Annotated in this window: 16 protein-coding genes; 15 read left to right on the top strand and 1 reads right to left on the bottom strand. The window is 57.5% G+C overall.

Features of this window, described 5'->3' with window-relative positions; translation table 11 throughout:
* Positions 1-22: 22 nt before the first annotated feature.
* From ystJ to KDN35_RS04995, 10 genes are all read left to right on the top strand, one after another.
* Positions 23-1,267 carry an NADP-dependent malic enzyme gene (gene ystJ, locus KDN35_RS05040; RefSeq protein ID WP_171565745.1) on the top strand — a complete coding sequence of 415 codons (1,245 nt, stop codon included), beginning with the start codon at positions 23-25 and terminating at the stop codon, positions 1,265-1,267.
* Positions 1,268-1,363: 96 nt separating this feature from the next.
* A complete protein-coding gene (locus KDN35_RS05035) occupies positions 1,364-2,035 on the top strand; it encodes a FadR/GntR family transcriptional regulator (RefSeq protein WP_171565744.1) in 672 nt (223 codons plus the stop codon).
* A 104-nt stretch (positions 2,036-2,139) separates the two neighbouring features.
* Positions 2,140-2,322, top strand: a complete 183-nt coding sequence (locus tag KDN35_RS05030; protein WP_171565743.1) for a glutamate decarboxylase — start codon at positions 2,140-2,142, stop codon at positions 2,320-2,322.
* Between the two features lie 21 nt (positions 2,323-2,343).
* Positions 2,344-3,252: an acetyl-CoA carboxylase, carboxyltransferase subunit beta gene (accD, locus tag KDN35_RS05025; RefSeq protein WP_171565742.1), complete on the top strand. Its 909-nt coding sequence runs from the start codon at positions 2,344-2,346 to the stop codon at positions 3,250-3,252.
* Positions 3,253-3,254: 2 nt separating this feature from the next.
* Positions 3,255-4,211 (top strand): acetyl-CoA carboxylase carboxyl transferase subunit alpha, encoded by a 957-nt coding sequence (gene accA, locus KDN35_RS05020; RefSeq protein WP_212132279.1) that lies wholly within the window; start codon positions 3,255-3,257, stop codon positions 4,209-4,211.
* Positions 4,212-4,458: 247 nt separating this feature from the next.
* Positions 4,459-5,418 carry a 6-phosphofructokinase gene (gene pfkA / locus KDN35_RS05015; protein ID WP_171565740.1) on the top strand — a complete coding sequence of 320 codons (960 nt, stop codon included), beginning with the start codon at positions 4,459-4,461 and terminating at the stop codon, positions 5,416-5,418.
* Between the two features lie 42 nt (positions 5,419-5,460).
* Complete coding sequence (pyk, locus tag KDN35_RS05010) at positions 5,461-7,215, top strand: pyruvate kinase (protein ID WP_212132278.1); 1,755 nt, start codon at positions 5,461-5,463, stop codon at positions 7,213-7,215.
* A gap of 368 nt (positions 7,216-7,583) precedes the next feature.
* Positions 7,584-9,839, top strand: a complete 2,256-nt coding sequence (nrdJ, locus tag KDN35_RS05005; RefSeq protein WP_212132277.1) for a ribonucleoside-triphosphate reductase, adenosylcobalamin-dependent — start codon at positions 7,584-7,586, stop codon at positions 9,837-9,839.
* 152 nt (positions 9,840-9,991) lie between these two features.
* Positions 9,992-10,423 (top strand): acyl-CoA thioesterase, encoded by a 432-nt coding sequence (locus KDN35_RS05000; protein ID WP_171565737.1) that lies wholly within the window; start codon positions 9,992-9,994, stop codon positions 10,421-10,423.
* A gap of 1 nt (position 10,424) precedes the next feature.
* Positions 10,425-10,823: an FxsA family protein gene (locus KDN35_RS04995; RefSeq protein WP_371808889.1), complete on the top strand. Its 399-nt coding sequence runs from the start codon at positions 10,425-10,427 to the stop codon at positions 10,821-10,823.
* Positions 10,824-10,867: 44 nt separating this feature from the next.
* On the opposite strand, the gene ytvI is transcribed toward KDN35_RS04995, so the two are convergent.
* The gene (ytvI, locus tag KDN35_RS04990; RefSeq protein WP_171565736.1) at positions 10,868-11,992 is read right to left on the bottom strand and encodes a sporulation integral membrane protein YtvI; all 1,125 of its coding nucleotides are present in this window, start codon (positions 11,990-11,992) and stop codon (positions 10,868-10,870) included.
* A 354-nt stretch (positions 11,993-12,346) separates the two neighbouring features.
* On the opposite strand from ytvI, the gene citZ reads away from it, so the two are divergent.
* The 5 genes from citZ to pnpS all read left to right on the top strand — a co-directional run bounded on the left by citZ (position 12,347) and on the right by pnpS (position 18,638).
* On the top strand, positions 12,347-13,459 hold the full coding sequence (gene citZ, locus KDN35_RS04985; RefSeq protein ID WP_212132276.1) for a citrate synthase: 1,113 nt from the start codon (positions 12,347-12,349) through the stop codon (positions 13,457-13,459).
* A 146-nt stretch (positions 13,460-13,605) separates the two neighbouring features.
* Entirely contained in the window at positions 13,606-14,889 is a 1,284-nt protein-coding gene (gene icd / locus KDN35_RS04980; protein WP_171565734.1) for an NADP-dependent isocitrate dehydrogenase, read from the top strand.
* A 71-nt stretch (positions 14,890-14,960) separates the two neighbouring features.
* Positions 14,961-15,899, top strand: a complete 939-nt coding sequence (mdh, locus tag KDN35_RS04975) for a malate dehydrogenase (protein WP_171565733.1) — start codon at positions 14,961-14,963, stop codon at positions 15,897-15,899.
* Between the two features lie 258 nt (positions 15,900-16,157).
* On the top strand, positions 16,158-16,853 hold the full coding sequence (locus tag KDN35_RS04970) for a response regulator transcription factor (protein ID WP_171565732.1): 696 nt from the start codon (positions 16,158-16,160) through the stop codon (positions 16,851-16,853).
* Between the two features lie 15 nt (positions 16,854-16,868).
* A complete protein-coding gene (pnpS, locus tag KDN35_RS04965) occupies positions 16,869-18,638 on the top strand; it encodes a two-component system histidine kinase PnpS (RefSeq protein WP_171565731.1) in 1,770 nt (589 codons plus the stop codon).
* Positions 18,639-18,728 lie beyond the last annotated feature (90 nt).

The raw sequence follows: 18,728 nt of genomic DNA, 5'->3' as shown, positions 1-18,728 counted from the left end.
GACATGAAATGGAGTGGTACTTGTGTCCAATTTGCGAGAGGATGCACTGGAACTTCACCGGAAGCACAGAGGGAAACTGGAAGCGGTTACCAAGGTGCCGGTGCGCAATGCCCGCGACCTGAGCCTGGCGTATTCGCCGGGTGTGGCAGAGCCGTGCAAGGAAATCTTTGACGACGTGTCCAAAGTATACGACTACACGATGAAAGCCAACCTGGTGGCCGTGGTCAGTGACGGTACCGCCGTGCTCGGACTGGGCAACATCGGTCCGGAAGCGGCCATGCCGGTCATGGAAGGCAAAGCCGTTCTGTTCAAGTCGTTTGCCGGCGTCGACGCCTTCCCGATCTGCCTGAACACCACTGACGTCGACAAGATCGTGGAGACGGTGAAACTGCTGGAGCCGACGTTTGGCGGCGTCAACCTGGAGGACATCGCCGCGCCTGCGTGCTTTGAGATTGAGGAGCGCCTGAAAAAGGAAACCAACATCCCGATTTTCCACGACGACCAGCACGGTACGGCTATCGTGACCGCCGCCGGTCTGATCAACGCTCTGCGCGTGGTGAACAAAAAGCTGGAGGATGTCCGCGTGGTCACCAACGGGGCGGGAGCGGCAGGCATCGCCATCATCAAACTGCTCCTGTCCATGGGCGTCAAAGACGTGATCATGTGCGACACCAAGGGGATCGTGTACGAAGGCCGTACCTTTGGCATGAACCCGGTCAAGGAAGAAATGGCGAAAATTACGAACCGCAGCAAAAAGCAAGGGGATCTGGCTGAAGCGATGAAGGGCGCCGACGTGTTCATCGGCGTATCCGTGGCCGGTGCCGTTACCCAGGAGATGGTCCGGTCGATGAACCGCGATCCGATCATTTTTGCGATGGCCAACCCGGTTCCGGAAATCATGCCGGACGAAGCAAAAGCGGCGGGTGCTGCCGTGGTGGGCACGGGCCGTTCCGACTTCCCCAACCAGGTGAACAACGTCCTGGCGTTCCCGGGCATCTTCCGCGGTGCGCTGGATACCCGCGCCACCAACATCAACGAAGAGATGAAACGAGCGGCGGTTTACGCCATCGCCAATCTGATCTCGCCGGAAGAGCTGTCTGCTGACAAGGTGATTCCGGCACCGTTCGACCCGCGCGTCGCTCCCCACGTGGCAGCGGCGGTGGCGAAGGCGGCGATGGAAAGCGGCGTGGCCCGCATTACCGTCGATCCCGAAGAGGTCAAGGAAAGAACGGCAAAACTGGCCGCCATCTCGCTGCAAAAGGCGTAATCCCGGCCGTACGGGAAACAACGAAGAACACCCTCCCAACCGTGTGCGCGGTCAGGAGGGTGCTTCGCCGTAGACAGTCAATGAGGAGGGTGAAAAGTGCTCGGTTCTGCGCAAGAACGAAAAGTGTACGAAGGCATTCTGCTGCAGATCCATGAAATTGTTCGGGAAAAAAACCTGCGCCCCGGCGACAAGCTGCCGTCCGAACGGGAGCTGTCCGAACAACTGGGAGCGGGCCGTTCTTCCGTCCGGGAGGCGCTTCGAGCCCTGGAACTGCTGGGACTGATTGAAACCCGCCGGGGAGAAGGCACCTTTTTGAAGCACTACCGACACAACCGCCTGATTGACATTCTCGGCTACTTTATCCTGCGGGACTACAAGACGAAAAAAGACCTGATCGAAATGCGCCGAATTCTGGAGCTGGAAGCGGTGCGGTTGGCCTGCCGGCGTGCCACAGACAAGCACTTTGACGAGATGGAGCGGATCTTGGCGGCGGCGGAGGAGCGCGTGGAGCGCGGCGAGGTTCCCACCGAGGAAGACTACCAGTTTCACCGCGTGATCTGCCGCTCCAGCCGCAACTCCATTCTGCATCGCATCTGGGCACCGCTCGTCGAGTACAGCGACAGCGTCCGCAGCGAATCGCTGGGACGCGAAGGTCGGGCCCGCACCGCGCTGGCGGAGCACCGTCGGATCATGGAAGCCATTCGCGAGGGAGACGAAGCACTGGCGGTGGAGAGAATGCGCGAGCACCTGGAAAACAGCAAGCTCTAGTCGTGCGTCCCGCCTAGTCCGTTCCCTCTGCTGATTTGCGACGAGCGCTGGCGCTGTGATATGATGAGGCAGACCTGTTTTGGACGCTGAAGGAGGTTGCCAGCATGTGGACGGTCATCTACATCGCTCCTAGCGCAAAAATAGCGGAACGGATACAGCAACGATTGACAGATGAAGGATTCCTGGTCAAGGTACGCGAGGCGAAGGTTTCCAAGCAGTACGAAATTCTCGTGCCCGAAAGCGAAGTTCACGAAGTCCAGGAAATACTCGGCACGATCCTTCACTGACCAGAAAGGTGAGGTGTAACTGTGCTTAAAGACCTGTTCGGGAAGAAGCGAAAGTTCGCGACTGTCCCTGCGGAGACGATTGCGCGCGTTCCCGCCGGCGCGGACGGCGCCACTGTGACGGGACCCAAGGAAAAGGAAGTTCCCGAGGGACTGATGAATAAATGCCCGCACTGCGGGAGCATCCACTACTCCAAGGACCTGGAGAAAAATTTGCGCGTCTGCAAAGGCTGCCAGTACCATTTCCCCATGTCCGCTCCCGAGCGGATCCAGTCGCTCCTGGATGACGGGAAGCTGACCGAGGAGTTCGACGCAGACCTGATCACCGCCAATCCGCTCGGCTTTCCCGGTTATCTGGAGAAGCTGGAACAAGACATGAAAAACACCAATCTCAACGAGGCGGTCATCACCGGCGAGGGCGTGCTGGGAGGCAACCGCATCGTCATCGGCGTGATGGACTCCCGCTTTCGGATGGCCAGCATGGGCTCGGTCGTCGGCGAGAAGATCACCCGGGCGATCGAGCGGGCCGTGGAGCGGCGACTGCCGTTTCTCCTTTTCTCCGCGTCCGGCGGTGCGCGGATGCAGGAGGGCGTGCTCAGCCTGATGCAGATGGCCAAGACGAGCGCGGCGCTGGCCCGGCTGGACCGGGAGCGGCTGTTGTTCATCTCCGTGCTCACCAACCCGACATACGGCGGGGTGACCGCCAGCTTCGCCTCGCTCGGCGACTACAACATCGCCGAACCGGGCGCAATGATCGGGTTTGCCGGCCGTCGCGTGATTGAGCAGACGGTTCGCCAGGAGTTGCCGAAAGATTTTCAGACGGCGGAATTCCTGCTGAAGCACGGACAGCTCGACATGGTGGTGCATCGCAAGGACATGCGGACCACGCTGGCAAAAATCGTCGAGCTGCACACGATTCGGGAGGGAGTGTAGAAATGGCAGGCGAACTTCCCTTTGAGAAGCCGCTGGTGGAACTGCAGGAAAAGATCAAGGAACTGCGCAGGTTTACCGAGGAAAAAGGAATTGATTTTTCCGATGAAGTTGTTCGTTTGGAGAAAAAGGCCAAGGACCTGGCCGAGCAGATTTACGGCAATCTGACGCCTTGGCAGCGCGTGCAGATCGCCCGCCACCCCGAGCGGCCCACGACTTTGGACTACATTCATCATATTTTCACAGATTTTCTGGAAGTGCACGGTGACCGCTGTTTTGGCGACGATCTGGCGATTGTCGGCGGCATTGCCAAACTGGACGGCCGTCCGGTCACAGTGGTCGGCCACCAGAAAGGAAAAGACACCAAGGAAAACATCAGCCGAAACTTTGGCATGGCCCATCCCGAAGGCTACCGCAAGGCGCTGCGGATCATGCAGCAGGCGGACAAATTCGGCCGCCCGATCATCTGCTTTATCAACACCTCGGGGGCATATCCCGGCAAAGCGGCTGAGGAGCGCGGCCAGAGTGAAGCGATTGCCCGCAACCTGCGGGAGATGGCCGGCTTCCGCGTACCGATCATCTGCGTCGTGATCGGCGAGGGCGGCAGCGGCGGCGCCTTGGCGATCGGCGTCGGCAACCGCGTCTACATGCTGGAAAACTCCACCTACTCGGTCATTTCGCCAGAAGGGGCGGCGGCCATTCTCTGGAAGGACGCCAGCCTGGCGATGCGTGCGGCGGAAACGATGAAGATTACCGCGCCCGACCTGCTGGAGCTGAGTGTGATCGACGGGATCATCGAGGAGCCGTTTGGTGGGGCACACCGCGATGTGGTCCAGCAGGCCAGCCGGGTCAAGGCGAAGCTGCTGGAAGGACTGGAACAGCTCGACCGGTTGAGTCCGGAACAACTGATACAGGATCGCTACGAGAAGTTTAAACAGATTGGTGCCTACGCCTCCTTCTGATCCAGAGGAGGCGTTTTTTGCTTTTTTCTGCGCGAAAAATCTGCTAAAATCGTATTCGGACGCGGAATTTGTCAGATCATTCAAAAAGTATGGCACATATTCCGCAATGAGTGTAACAGATATAAATCCGGAACTGATACAGCATGTATCAAAGGCTCTTTGGCACATACTGTTTCTGTTTCAAGACATGCTAATGACGATAAGAAGGGTCGTTGGGCCTTTGTTTAGGACAGGAGAGGTGGTTTCCATGCAGAAAATCGCAGTATTGACCAGTGGCGGAGATTCTCCGGGGATGAACGCGGCGATTCGCGCCGCCGTTCGACGTGCCGCCTATCACGGCGTGCAGATGTACGGAGTGTACCACGGGTACGAAGGGCTGATGCGCGGCCATATCCAGGAGATGACGCTGGGGTCAGTCGGGGACATTATCCATCGGGGAGGAACCATCCTCTTTTCGGCCCGCAGTGAAGAGTTTAAAACAGAGGCAGGACAGGAGAAGGCGGTACGCCAACTGCACGAGCACGGCATCGAAGGTTTGATCGTGATCGGTGGCGACGGTTCCTTCCGCGGGGCGCAGAAGCTGACGGAGAAAGGCATTCCCACCATCGGCGTGCCCGGCACCATCGACAACGACATTCCGTGTACCGATTTCACCATCGGATTTGACACCGCGCTCAATACGATTGTGGAAGCGATCGACAAAATCCGCGACACCGCCACTTCGCACGAGCGCACCTACATCATCGAAGTAATGGGGCGCGACGCCGGAGATTTGGCGCTGTGGGCCGGTCTGGCGGCAGGTGCGGAATCAATTATCATTCCGGAAGCAGACCATGACATGAACGACATCATCGAACGGCTGCACGCTGGAAACCGCCGCGGCAAGAAGCACTCGATCATCATCGTGGCGGAAGGCGTCGGCAGCGCTGCCACCTACGCAGAGGAAATCAAGCAGCGGACCGGCTGGGAAACCAGGGTGACCGTGCTCGGCCACATCCAGCGGGGCGGTTCGCCGACTGCGTTTGACCGCATGCTGGCCAGCCGCATGGGGGCGGCGGCCGTTGACCTGCTGTTGGAAGGAAAGCGGGACCGAATGGTCGGCATCCGCAACAACCAGATCGTCGACGTCGATTTCAAGGATGCGTTGGCGCAAAAGCACCAGCTCGACTTGTCCATCTATCAGTTGGCGCGCACGCTGTCCATTTAGTACGGCGTATATTGACAGCTTGTTTCATAGGAGGGACGCACAGTGCTGCGTAAGGCGAAAATCGTATGTACCATCGGACCGGCGAGCGAGTCGGTCGAGACTCTGAAAAAACTGATCCACGCCGGCATGAACGTGGCCCGGCTCAACTTTTCCCACGGTTCCCACGAGGAGCATGCCGCCCGGATCGCCAACATCCGGCAGGCGGCCCGGGAGACGGGCAAGCAGGTGGCCATCCTGCTGGATACCAAGGGACCGGAAATCCGCACCGGCACGCTGGCCGTGGATGCAGTGGAACTGCAGGAGGGCCAGACGATCGTGCTGACCACAGAGGACGTGCCCGGCACGGCGGAACGCATCTCGATCACCTATGCCGATCTGCCGCGCGACGTGAAGAAGGGCGACACGATCCTGATCGACGACGGGCTGATCGGTCTGACCGTGGAAGCGGTAGAGGGGCATGAGATCATCTGCCGCATCAAGAACGGCGGCACGCTGAAAAGCAAAAAGGGCGTCAACGTGCCGGGCGTCAAGATCAACCTGCCGGGGATTACGGAAAAGGATGCACAGGATATCGAATTCGGCATCCGGCAGGGCGTCGATTTTATCGCTGCCTCGTTTGTGCGCAAGGCCGCCGACATCCTGGAGATTCGCGAAATTCTGGAACGCCACGGCGTTCACATTGACATCATCGCCAAGATTGAGAACGAGGAAGGCGTGGACAACGTAGACGAAATTCTCGCCGTTTCCGACGGACTGATGGTGGCCCGCGGCGACCTGGGCGTGGAAATTCCGGCGGAGGAAGTGCCGCTGGTGCAGAAAAAACTGATCAAGAAGTGCAACGAATTAGGCAAACCGGTCATCACCGCGACGCAGATGCTCGACTCGATGCAGCGCAATCCTCGCCCCACCCGGGCGGAGGCAAGCGACGTGGCCAACGCCATCTTTGACGGCACGGACGCGATCATGCTCTCCGGCGAAACGGCAGCCGGCAAATATCCGGTAGAGTCGGTGGAGACGATGAACCGGATTGCGCTCAGAGCGGAGCAGGAACTGAATTACCGGGAGATTTTGTACAACCAGGCTGTGCAAAAGCAGGTGACCATTACAGACGCGATCAGCCAGGCCGTGGCCAACGCCGCGCTCGACCTGGATGCGGCGGCCATCATCACGGCGACGGAGAGCGGTCATACCGCGCGCATGGTCTCCAAGTACCGTCCCAAAGCGCCGATCGTCGCAGTTACGCCGCACGCTGAAGTGGTGCGCCGTCTCGCGCTCGTCAACGGGGTCTACCCGGTGCTTGGACCAATGGCCAATACGACTGACGAAATGCTGGAGCTGTCCGTGCAGCAGTCGCTGGAGGCGGGGTATGTCCGCCACGGTGATCTCGTGGTCATCACGGCGGGCGTGCCGGTGCGTGAAGTAGGCACCACCAACCTGATGAAAATTCACGTCATCGGCGACATTGTGGCGAAGGGACAAGGCATCGGGCGCAAGGTGGTGACCGGCCGGGTCGTGGTTGCACGCTCGGCGAAGGAAGCGCTGGAGAAGATGCGGGAAGGCAGCATCCTCGTGACGATTGGAACGGAATCGGACATGATCGGCGCATTTGAAAAGGCGGGCGCGGTCATTACCGAAGAGGGCGGACTCACCTCTCACGCCGCCATTGTCGGGCTTAACCTCAACGTCCCGGTCATCGTCGGCGTCACGCGTGCTACGGAACTGCTGAAAGACGGTCAAATCGTCACAGTCGACTCCGAACGCGGCCACATTTACACTGGACATGCCCGGGTGCTGTAAAGAATTGCTATAAATACCCTGAATCTGGGAGGGGGATGGAACGCGTCCCCCTCGTTTTGTCATGCCGCTTTTTCGATATGCCTTATCGTTCTGCCCTGTCCATACTGCACGGTGGACAGGGCGGTTTTCTTTTCGGGCACGCTAAGTGCAGGAGGGGGGCTGAAAAACGACAAAAAATCTGCTAAAATGAGGACTTCGTGAGCGTGTTTTCTCCCGGCAGGCGAACAGCCTTGTCAAGTCCCTTTTTTCACAAAAACACTACATATTGTGTTGTCGAAAAATATTGCACACAACATATAGAAAAAACTATTGAGTTTTTGCGGGAAAAGGGGTTAACTAGAGATGATAGTATTGAAGGAGGAACCGACATGTTGGCTACAGAGACGAGAACCCGTTTTTTGCGGGATGAATTTCTGGACCGTTACCCCGATTTCCCGCCGCACATGAATGCACTGGGACAATTCGTTTATTATCGGACGTATTCCCGTTTTCTTCCGGAAAAAGGCAGACGGGAGACTTGGAAAGAAACCTGTCGCCGTTCGGTGGATTACAATATCAAGCTGGCCTATCAGCATCTGCAAAAGATTGGGCTGACCCCTGATCTGCAGGAACTGGAGAAGGAAGCGGAAGGACTGTTTGACAACATGTTCAATCTCAGACAGTTCCTGTCCGGCCGCACCCTCTGGGTGGGCGGAGCGGAAAACGGCGTAGCTGATTTGTATCCGCTGGCCAATTTCAACTGTTCATTCCTGAACATCAAATCCTGGGAGGATCTGTGCGACCTGTTCTACCTGCTGTTGGTGGGAACAGGCGTCGGCTTCAAGTGCACGAAGGAGATGGCGGCAGGACTCTCGCCGATCCGCACCAATGTTACCCTGCTTTCCTCGGAGTACAAGCCCCTGCCCAAACACCAGCGGCTGGAGCGCTCCGAACTGAAAGTGCTGGAAAACGGCTTTGCCAAAATCTACGTCGGTGACAGCAAGGAAGGCTGGGTCGAGTCGCTGCGCCTCTACCTGGACATCCTGACGAAAAAGGAATATGAGCACATCCATACTGTGAAAATCTCCTACAACAGCGTCCGCCCCAAAGGGGAGCGGCTGAAGCGCTTCGGCGGTACGGCCAGCGGCCACGAACCGCTTCGCGAAATGTTTGAGGGCATCGACAAGGTGCTGAAAAACAAAATCGATCCGTATCTGGAGCCAATTGAAAGCGACGAGAAGGGCTACGGAAAGGTGCGTCCGATCCACATTCTCGACATCGGCAACTTGATCGGAGCCAACGTCGTGGTGGGGGGCGTACGCCGTACGGCGGAGATCTTCCTGTTTGACCATGACGACTATGAGTGCCTGTTTGCCAAATACGGCATCAACGGATTTTGGACAGAAGAGCAGCTCGCTCATCACCGCATGGTGGGCGAACTGTTGGGCGATCGGAAGCCGTCCTGGTTTGACACGATTCAAAAGGTGGGAGACGGCCGCTTTGGACTGGATCATCGCCGCATGTCCAACAACTCCATTGCCTTCACGAAACAGCCGAGCCGGGAATTTTTGCACCTCGTCTTTACGATGATGCAGATGGAAGGCGAGCCGGGCTTCATCAACCTGGAAGAGGCCAACCGGCGCCGTCCTAACGCGGAGGGGCTCAACCCGTGTGCGGAAATTCTGCTCGACTCCTACGGCGTGTGCAACCTGACCACCGTCAATCTGGTGCAGTTCGTCAAGGAAAGACCGGATGGCTCCAAATACCTGGATCTGGACGGCCTGTTGGACGCGCAGCGCAGATCGGCCCGCGCCGGACTGCGCATGACGCTGGTGACGCTGGAACTGCCTCACTGGGACAGGGTGCAGCAGCGTGACCGTCTGCTCGGCACGTCGCTGACCGGAGTAAAGGACGCCATCGCTTCGCTCGGATACACCGAGGAGCAGGAGGTGGAACTGCTTCGTCTGCTCGGTAAAGCTGCGCGTGAGGAAGCAAATCGCTACGCATACGAGCTGCGCGTCAACGCGCCGCTGTTGGTGACCACGGTGAAGCCGGAGGGCACGCTCTCCCAGGTGGCCGGCGGTGTATCCAGCGGTCTGCACTGGTCCCACTCGCCGTACTACATCCGCCGCATTCGGATCAACGCCGAAGATCCGCTGGCAAAAGCGGTTCAGGCGTTGGGCTGGAGAGTCCATCCGGAAGTGGGCACGCCGGGCGACACCCACGAGGAGCGCATGGCCAACGCCCGTACGCTGGTGATCGACTTTCCGGTGGCTTCCGGAGCCAAGGAGACCAAGGAACAGGTCAGCGCCAGACGGCAGTTTGAGACCTATTTCCGCTTCCAGAAAGAGTATACGGAGCACAACTCCTCCAACACGATTACGGTTCGGCCGGAAGAGTGGGGCGAGGTGGAAGAGATCGTCTACTCCAACTGGGACAACTTCGTCGGTGTGTCGTTCCTGCAGCTCGACGGGGGCACGTACCAGCTTGCTCCGTACGAAGCCTGCACCAAAGAGGAGTACGAAGCGCTGAAAGCGTCGATGAAGCCGTTTGACCCGGCCATCCTGCAGCAGTTTGAGAACGGCGGCGATTCCGACCTGGTGACGGCGGAATCGTGCGAAGGCGGCGCGTGCCCGATCCGCTAACGCCCCCGTATTACAGCAACCAAAACCGGAGAAGAAACGAACTGCTTCGTTCTTCGCCGGTTTTTTTGTCCGTCCGCAAGGGAAAGGAGGCGGCGGAAAGCAGGTTTTATCGCAGGACTGTGGTACAATAACAGGAGAAAGGGGCGGTTGCATTGAGTGCGGTTGTACATACTCACCGACTGCAGGTGAGGTACGGCGAAACGGATCAGATGGGCGTGGTCTATCACGCCAACTATCTGACCTGGTTTGAAGTGGGGCGGACGGAGTTTCTTCGCCACTCGGGGCTAACCTATCGCGAGTTGGAGGAAAAAGGGGTGCTGCTGCCGGTCGCGGAGGCGACGCTTCGGTACAAGCTGCCGGCGCGGTACGATGACTGGGTGGAAATACGCACGCGGATCGAAGAGCTGACGCCGGTGCGGCTGACATTTGCCTACGAGGTGTACCGCATCCCGGACGAGACGCTGCTGGTGTCCGGCAAAACGATGCACGCCTTCACGACGCCGACGATGAAACCGATTCGTCTCTCCCGTGCGGAACCGGACGTCTATGCCTGGCTCCTGGCTCAGTACGAAGGAGGAGCGTAGCATGCTGTTTCGCATCCTTGTGGTCTTGTTTGTCGTCGTGCCGGCGATTGAGCTGTGGGGTCTGATCGCGGTAGGCAAAGTGATTGGCGGCTGGAACACGGTGGCGCTGGTGATCCTGACCGGACTGGTTGGCGCCTGGCTGGCCAAACGGCAGGGCATGCAGGTGCTTCGGCTGCTGCAGCTCCAGCTCTCGCGCGGCCAGATGCCGACGGAAGCGCTGATCGACGGCGCGCTCATTCTCGCGGGTGGAGTGCTGCTGTTGGCGCCGGGCTTTTTCACCGACCTGTTCGGGCTGTTGTTTCTCATCCCCTACACGCGGTTAATCGTGCGCCATCTCTTGAAGCGCTGGCTCTGGTCGCTCATCTCCAGCGGCCGCGTGCACATCCTTTTCCGCAGGTAAATCGGCGCCAAGACACGAAAAAAAGGAGGAATGGCGCCTCCTTTTTACGTGCCCTTGATGTATCGCCAGATGTCGGAAAAGACGTCCGCCTTCACCAGTGCATTGATCAGCACAAGTGAGACGGGACCGATGATCAGCCCGAGAAAGCCGAACAGTTTCAGGCCCACGAACAGGGCGACCAGCGTCAGCAGTGGGTCGAGACCGACGTTTTCCGCCACCACCTTGGGTTCGATGATCTGACGGAAAATCAACACAATCGCGTAGAGGATCGACAAGCCGATCACCAGGCTGTAGTTGCCTTTGAAAAAGAGATAGACAATCCAGGGGATAAAGACCGTCCCTGTGCCCAGATACGGAAGCAGATCCACCAGACCGGTGATCAGCCCGATGGTGATGGCGTATTCGACGCGCAGGATCAACAGGCCGACAATCACGATCGCGGCGGTGAGCGAAATCAGCGTCAGCTGCGCCTTGCCAAAGCCGAACAGCGCGGCTTTCAGGTCTTTGAAAATCTGATTCAGCCGTTTGTTTACGCCCTTTGGCATAAGGCGGCGGAAGCGCGCTTCCCAGAGGAAGAAGTCCTTGGCAATGAAGAAGGCGCCCAAGATCGAAATCACCAGCACAGTCGCCAGGTTCGGCAGCGAGAGGAGCAGGTTTTTCAGCCCTTCCAGGAACTGCACGATCAGGTGCTGACCGGCCTGGGTGATCGAGGTGATCCCTTTGCCCACGGTGCTGTCGATCTTTTCCTTGTAACTGGGGTCTAGCTGCTCGTAGAACCATTGCACCTGGTTGTACAACCCCATCAGGAAGTCTTGGGAGATCGTCCGCTGCAGGTACGTGCCCAGCTCGTTGGCAAACCCGGGCAGCTGTCTGGCCAGTTCCCCGATCTCGACGACCGTCTCGGTGACGACCAGGGTGACGACGCCGGCGGTAAGCACCATCAGCAGAAGCAGCGCGACGGTCACCGACAGCCAACGGGGGATCCGAGCCTTTTTCGTCAGATAGGTGACCGGTCGGTGGATGATCAGCGCGATGACTAACGAGATGAGAAATGGGTAAAGTAAGGGTAATGCAAATTGGGTCAGCTTGAAGCCCGCGTACACGAGCAGACAGACCCAGATTAATCGAAGCAGTTGAAAGAGGCGTTCCACCCAGTTTTCCCGATTCAAACGCGTTCTCCTTTCTGGCCCCAAGGGGACGGCGAACTTCCATGTACCTATTATGCAGCATGCTTTCCGGGGCTGACAAGTTTTGGCTGGACCTTGCGCTTTCCGGGCAAGTTGTACTTTTTTCATTCACAAAATCGCTATAATCTTTTATAATTGTGTCGAATTACGGTTGGATTCTTTTTATTGCCATGCAGTTGCAAGGCCATCCGGTCTCTCCTCCTCTTTCGGCCCGACGAGAAAGCGAATGATGAACCTCAGCACTTCATTCACAGCGGAGGGGGGTAGTAAAAAGAACCGCCCCTACTTCATCCTGACAACTTCATAATAGCTTAGAGTGGAAAAGGAGAGAGTTACATGACAGCTACTCGTGGACTGGAAGGCGTTGTTGCCGCTCAATCTTCGATCTGTTCCATCGTCGACGGTGTGCTCAGCTACGGAGGCATCAACATCGACGAACTCGCTGAAAACGCTACCTTTGAAGAAGTCGTATACCTGCTCTGGCATGGAGCCCTACCGAAGCGCGATCAGCTGGAGGCTTTGAAAAAGCAGTTGGGTGAAAATGCTGCGGTGCCGAAAGAAGTCATCGACAGCATCCGCACTTATCCGAAAGGCGTACACCCCATGGCGGCGTTGCGCACAGCTGTCTCTTCGCTAGCGCTCTACGACCAAGAGGCGCAGGACATGTCTCCGGAGGCCAACTACCGCAAGTCGATTCGACTGGTGGCACAAACTCCTACCCTGGTGGCAGCGTTTGCGCGAATCCGCAAGGGACTGGAGCCGGTTGCCCCCAATCCGTCTTACAGCATCGCGAAAAACTTCCTGTACATGTTGACGGGGGAAGAACCGTCGGAGACGGCCGTGAAGGCATTTGACGTTGCGCTGATTCTGCACGCAGATCACGAGTTCAACGCGTCTACGTTCTCCGCGCGCGTCACTGTCGCAACTCTGACTGACATCTACTCCGGCATCGTCTCTGCCATCGGCACGCTGAAAGGGCCGCTCCACGGCGGCGCAAACGAAGCGGTGGCAGCCATGCTGGCGGAAATTGGCACCATCGACAACGTGGAATCCTACATCCGCAAAAAACTGGACAACAAGGAAAAGATCATGGGCTTCGGACACCGCGTGTACAAGGACGGCGACCCGCGTGCCAAGTGGCTGAAACAAATGTCCAAAGAGCTGACGGCACAAGTGGGCCGTTCCGACCTCTACGAGATGTCCGTCAAAATCGAAGAAATGGTAACCGGCGAAAAAGGCCTGAAGCCGAACGTCGATTTCTACTCCGCGTCTGTTTACACCTCGCTCGGACTGGAAAGCGACCTGTTCACGCCGATCTTTGCCATCAGCCGCATGTCCGGTTGGACCGCGCACATCATGGAGCAGTATGAAAACAACCGCCTGATCCGTCCGCGCGCTGACTACACCGGACCGGTCAACCGGCATTACGTGCCGATCGACCAGCGCTAAGACCTTTGCTTTTCCGAGCGTGGAGGAGGCGGCCGCCAAAGCGGTGCGACACTCCTGAGCGCAAGCTTGAGAACTACCACGTCGCGTGGTAGTTCTCCTACGTCTGGAAATATCTTTCACTACTTTTTCACACTGGAGGGATTCTTGTGTTTAAAACCCTGTCGCAGCCTGCTGCCGGTGAAAAAATCACGGTAGACAACGGAAAACTGGTGGTTCCCAACAACCCGATCATCCCGTTCATCGAAGGTGACGGTACCGGTCCCGACATCTGGAAAGCGGCTGTCCGCGTACTGGATGCGGCCGTGGAAAAGGCGTACAAAGGCGAAAAGAAAATCGCCTGGTTTGAGGTATATGCAGGAGAAAAAGCGTTCAACCAATTCGGCGAGTGGTTGCCGGAGGATACCCTGACTGCTGTTCGCGAATACCTGATCGCAATCAAGGGTCCGCTCACCACGCCGGTCGGCGGCGGCATCCGCTCCATCAACGTGGCACTGCGCCAGGAGCTGGACCTGTACGCGTGCGTGCGTCCGGTTCGCTACTTCCAAGGCGTTCCGTCTCCGGTGAAACATCCTGAATTGACTGATATGGTCATTTTCCGCGAAAACACCGAGGATATCTATGCCGGTGTCGAGTGGGCGGAAGGCACCCCGGAAGTGAAAAAGGTTATCGAATTCCTGCAAAAGGAAATGGGCGTGAAAAAAATCCGCTTCCCGGAAACCTCCGGTATCGGCATCAAGCCGGTTTCCAAAGAGGGGACCGAACGTCTGGTGCGCGCGGCAATCAACTACGCGCTGGCCAACAAGCGCAAATCCGTCACGCTGGTGCACAAAGGCAACATCATGAAGTTCACCGAAGGCGCGTTCAAAAACTGGGGCTACGAACTGGCTGAGCGCGAATTTGGCGACAAAGTGTTCACCTGGGCACAATACGACCGCATCAAAGCGGAAGGCGGCGACGCTGACAAGGCGCAAAAAGAAGCAGAAGCAGCAGGCAAAATCATCGTAAAAGACGTGATTGCCGACGCGTTCCTGCAGCAAATCCTGACCCGTCCGGCTGAGTACGATGTCGTGGCTACACTCAACCTGAACGGCGACTACATCTCCGACGCACTGGCAGCGCAAGTGGGCGGCATCGGTATCGCACCTGGCGCCAACATCAACTACCTGACCGGCCATGCCGTATTTGAGGCAACCCACGGTACTGCTCCGAAATACGCAGGTCTGGACAAGGTAAACCCGTCTTCCGTCATCCTGTCCGGCGAAATGATGCTGCGTCACCTGGGCTGGAACGAAGCGGCAGACCTGATCATTTCCTCCATGGAAAAAACCATCTCCGCGAAGACCGTAACCTACGACTTCGCTCGTCTGATGGAAGGCGCAACTGAGCTGAAATGCTCCGAGTTTGCCGATGCCCTGATCAAAAACATGTAATCAATCCAACAGAGATGTAAGCGAGACGATCACCGGCTTTTGCACTTCAAAATAATTGGAGGCGAACCAATATGGCATTCCAACGCAAAAAAATCGCTGTCATCGGCAGCGGCTTTACCGGTGCTACCACGGCATTCATCCTGGCGCAAAAAGAACTGGGAGACATCGTGCTGGTTGACATTCCGCAACTGGAAAACCCGACCAAGGGGAAAGCGCTGGACATGATGGAATCCTCGCCGGTGCTGGGCTTTGACGCCAACATCACCGGTACGGCCAACTACGCTGACATCAAAGATGCCGACCTCGTGATCATCACTGCAGGCATTGCGCGTAAACCGGGCATGTCCCGCGACGACCTGGTGAACACCAACGCGGGCATCATGCGCTCCGTGGCTGAACAGGTGAAAACCTATGCGCCCAACTCCATCGTGATCGTGCTGTCCAACCCGGTAGACGCGATGACCTACACCTTCTTCAAAACGTCCGGGTTCCCGAAGGAGCGGGTCATCGGCCAATCCGGAGTGCTGGACACCGCCCGTTTCCGCACTTTCGTGGCGATGGAACTGAACGTCTCCGTAGAAGACGTAACCGGATTTGTGCTGGGCGGTCACGGGGATGACATGGTGCCGCTGGTGCGCTACTCCTACGCAGGCGGCATACCGTTGGAAAAACTGATCCCGAAAGATCGTCTGGATGCCATCGTGGAACGCACCCGCAAAGGCGGCGGCGAGATCGTCAATCTGCTGGGTAATGGCTCCGCTTACTATGCGCCGGCCGCTTCCCTGGTGCAAATGGCGGAAGCGATCCTGAAAGACAAGAAGCGCATTCTGCCGGCGATCGCCTACCTGGAAGGCGAATACGGATACAGCGACCTCTATCTGGGCGTACCGACCCTGCTGGGCGGAAACGGCCTGGAAAAAGTGATCGAGCTGGATCTGACGCCAGAAGAAAAAGCGGCGCTCGACAAATCTGTCCAATCGGTTCGCAACGTGATGAACGTGCTCAACTAACTAAGTGAGCAGTACGTCCGGCAAACCGGTATTCCCCTGTCAAGTGACAGAAGGTAAACAAGCCCTCAAGATGCCTGAGCTCGGTATTGTACCGGGCTCAGGTTATTTTTTGCAGACAAACTCCAGGCGGTTATTCTTTACTGAAAATTAACTTGTAAAGCTGTTTGGGCATCTGGCAGACTAAAATTGAGTTTTTTCGTTGTTTTGGTAAAGCTAGCTAGCGAGAGAAGGACGCAAAAACCTGGGGGGTACTGGCTTGTGACCAAAATTTTGGTTGTAGACGACGAAGTGTCGATTGTGAAGCTGCTGCAGTTTAATCTGGAAAAAGCGGGGTTTCAGGTAGTGACCGCGTACGACGGCAAACAGGCGTTGGACGTGATCAGAAGTGAACAGCCCGATTTTATCATACTGGACTTGATGCTGCCGAAAATGGACGGCATGGATGTGTGCAAGACGCTTAGGCAGGAGCGGAACAACACGCCGATTCTGATGCTGACCGCCAAGGACGACGAACTGGACAAAATTCTCGGCCTGGAACTGGGAGCGGACGATTACCTGACCAAGCCGTTCAGCCCGCGGGAAGTGATCGCCCGCGTCAAGGCGATCATGCGACGCGTCCAGACGGGGAACGAATCGGCGGCGGCGCTGGACGAAGTGATGCTGCAGTTTGGCGAGATCCGCATCTATCCGGAAAAATTCGAGGTGTACCGGCGGGACGACAAGGTGGAGTTGACGCCCAAGGAGTTTGAACTGCTCCACTACCTGGCCAGCCATCCCGGCCGCGTGCTGACCCGCGATCAACTGCTGAACGCGGTCTGGAACTACGATTTCATCGGGGACTCGCGCATTGTCGACGTCCATGTCAGCCATCTGCGCGAGAAGTTGGAGGACGACACGAAAAATCCCCGCTACATCAAAACGGTGCGCGGGTTGGGTTACAAACTGGAAGGATGACGGGAGGCCATTTCCTTGACGCGCTTTCGCATCAAACTGACCATGACCATTCTCGGACTCATCTCGCTGGTCCTTGTGCTGATGGGAACCTATTTTGCGAAGGTGTTGGAGCAATCCTACCTGCAGACGCTGCATGAACTGCTTTCCCGGGAGTCCAAACTGGTGGCCCAGGTAGTTCGCTCTCCCGAGGTCTTTTCCGACGTGAAGATGCTGGCTGACCGTGTGAGCCAGGTAGCCCCGGAAGAGGTGCGCCTTACGATTATCGACCGGACGGGGAGGGTGCTCTATGACAACAGCACACATAAGGAGGAGATGGAAAATCACGCCGACCGGCCGGAATATGTCGCGGCGCTGAACGGGGACATTGGCATTTCCCGCCGCTACAGCGAAACGATGGGCTACGACATGATGTACGTGGCCGTGCCTGTCAAAGAGGGAGACAAGACCATCGGGGCCGTCCGTTCCTCCATGTCGATGAAAGACATCACCGACACCGTCCACAACATGTGGTACAGCCTGCTTACGGGACTACTGGTGACGCTGGTAGTCGGGGCGATTGTCGTCTCGCGCATCTCCTACAGCATCATTCGCCCGATTGAGGAAATTACCCGGGTGGCCCGCAATATTACCCAGCGCCACTACGAAAGCCGGGTGCGGATCAAGTCCAATGACGAGATCGGCCAATTGGCGGGTGCCATCAACTTCATGGCCTCCAGCCTGGAACAGCAGATGTACGAAATCTCCGAAAATCAGCAACGCCTCACCGGCGTGCTTACCAACATGACCAGCGGGGTGATCTTCATCTCCGAAGAGCGGCGGATCATGCTGGTCAATCCGGCCGTTGAGAAGCTGCTCGGCACGTCCGGACACGATCTCGTCGGCCGGCTGCACATTGAGGCGAGCAAAAGTTTTGGGCTTAGCCAGTACATCGACCGCTGCCTGGACACGGGGGAAAAGTTCCGCCAGGAGGTGCACATCTACTACCCGCAGGAACGCATCCTGGACGTGAGCTTTGCGCCGTACATCAACTTCAAGGGAGAGGCAAAAGGTGTGGTTGTCGTCCTGCACGACATCACCGAGATTCGCCGCCTGGAGAAGATGCGCAGTGAATTTGTCGCCAATGTCTCGCACGAGCTCAGGACGCCGATCACGTCCATCAAGGGGTTTACCGAGACGCTCCTGGATGGCGCGATGCAGGATAAGGAAACCTGCCGCAATTTCCTGCAAATCATCTACGACGAAAGTGAGCGGCTGTACCGCATGATCCGCGATGTTCTCGACCTCTCCAAGATCGAGCAGAAGCGCATCCAACTGCAGATGACCCCGGTCCATGTGCAGGAGCTGATCGCCTCGACGGCCGCAATCGTGCAGGAGCAGGTGAACCGCAAGCGGTTGTCGCTCACCCTGCCGGACCCGGAGCCGGCGGTCTGGCTGACGACGGACAAGGACTGCCTGCAGCAGATCGTGCTCAACCTCATGTCCAACGCCTTGGCCTATACTCCGGAAGGCGGCTCTATCACGCTGCGCGTCAAACAGCTGGGGGCGCAGGTGCAGATTCAGGTGGAGGACACCGGCATCGGCATCCCGGAGCAGGACATCCCGCGCATCTTTGAACGGTTTTATCGCGTGGACAAGGCGCGCAGCCGGGATTCCGGCGGCACCGGCCTGGGGCTTGCCATCGTCAAGCACCTGGTGGAAAACCTGCATGGCCAGATCAGCGTGGAAAGCGTGGAAGGAAAGGGAACCACGTTTACGGTGACGCTGCCGTCAGAAGGATCAACGTAACGCGAGAGTCGAAGGGCTCTCGCTTTTTCTTTTGGCCGCCATGCTGTTTGCTGATATTTTACAACTTTACACTACGCTAACAATCTCTTC

Source organism: Brevibacillus sp. NL20B1 (assembly GCF_018195675.1).
GTDB lineage: Bacteria > Bacillota > Bacilli > Brevibacillales > Brevibacillaceae > Brevibacillus > Brevibacillus aydinogluensis.
The sequence above is the reverse complement of the archived record's forward strand: the minus strand, read 5'-3'. Positions and strand labels throughout refer to the sequence as shown.

What these genes read in the sequence shown, in the direction of transcription:
- KDN35_RS05030 (WP_171565743.1), top strand. Translation starts at nt 2,140, where the DNA reads ATGTGGACGGTCATCTACATCGCTCCTAGCGCAAAAATAGCGGAACGG.
- citZ (WP_212132276.1), top strand. Translation starts at nt 12,347, where the DNA reads ATGACAGCTACTCGTGGACTGGAAGGCGTTGTTGCCGCTCAATCTTCG.
- KDN35_RS04995 (WP_371808889.1), top strand. Translation starts at nt 10,425, where the DNA reads ATGCTGTTTCGCATCCTTGTGGTCTTGTTTGTCGTCGTGCCGGCGATT.
- pfkA (WP_171565740.1), top strand. Translation starts at nt 4,459, where the DNA reads ATGCAGAAAATCGCAGTATTGACCAGTGGCGGAGATTCTCCGGGGATG.
- mdh (WP_171565733.1), top strand. Translation starts at nt 14,961, where the DNA reads ATGGCATTCCAACGCAAAAAAATCGCTGTCATCGGCAGCGGCTTTACC.
- nrdJ (WP_212132277.1), top strand. Translation starts at nt 7,584, where the DNA reads ATGTTGGCTACAGAGACGAGAACCCGTTTTTTGCGGGATGAATTTCTG.
- accA (WP_212132279.1), top strand. Translation starts at nt 3,255, where the DNA reads ATGGCAGGCGAACTTCCCTTTGAGAAGCCGCTGGTGGAACTGCAGGAA.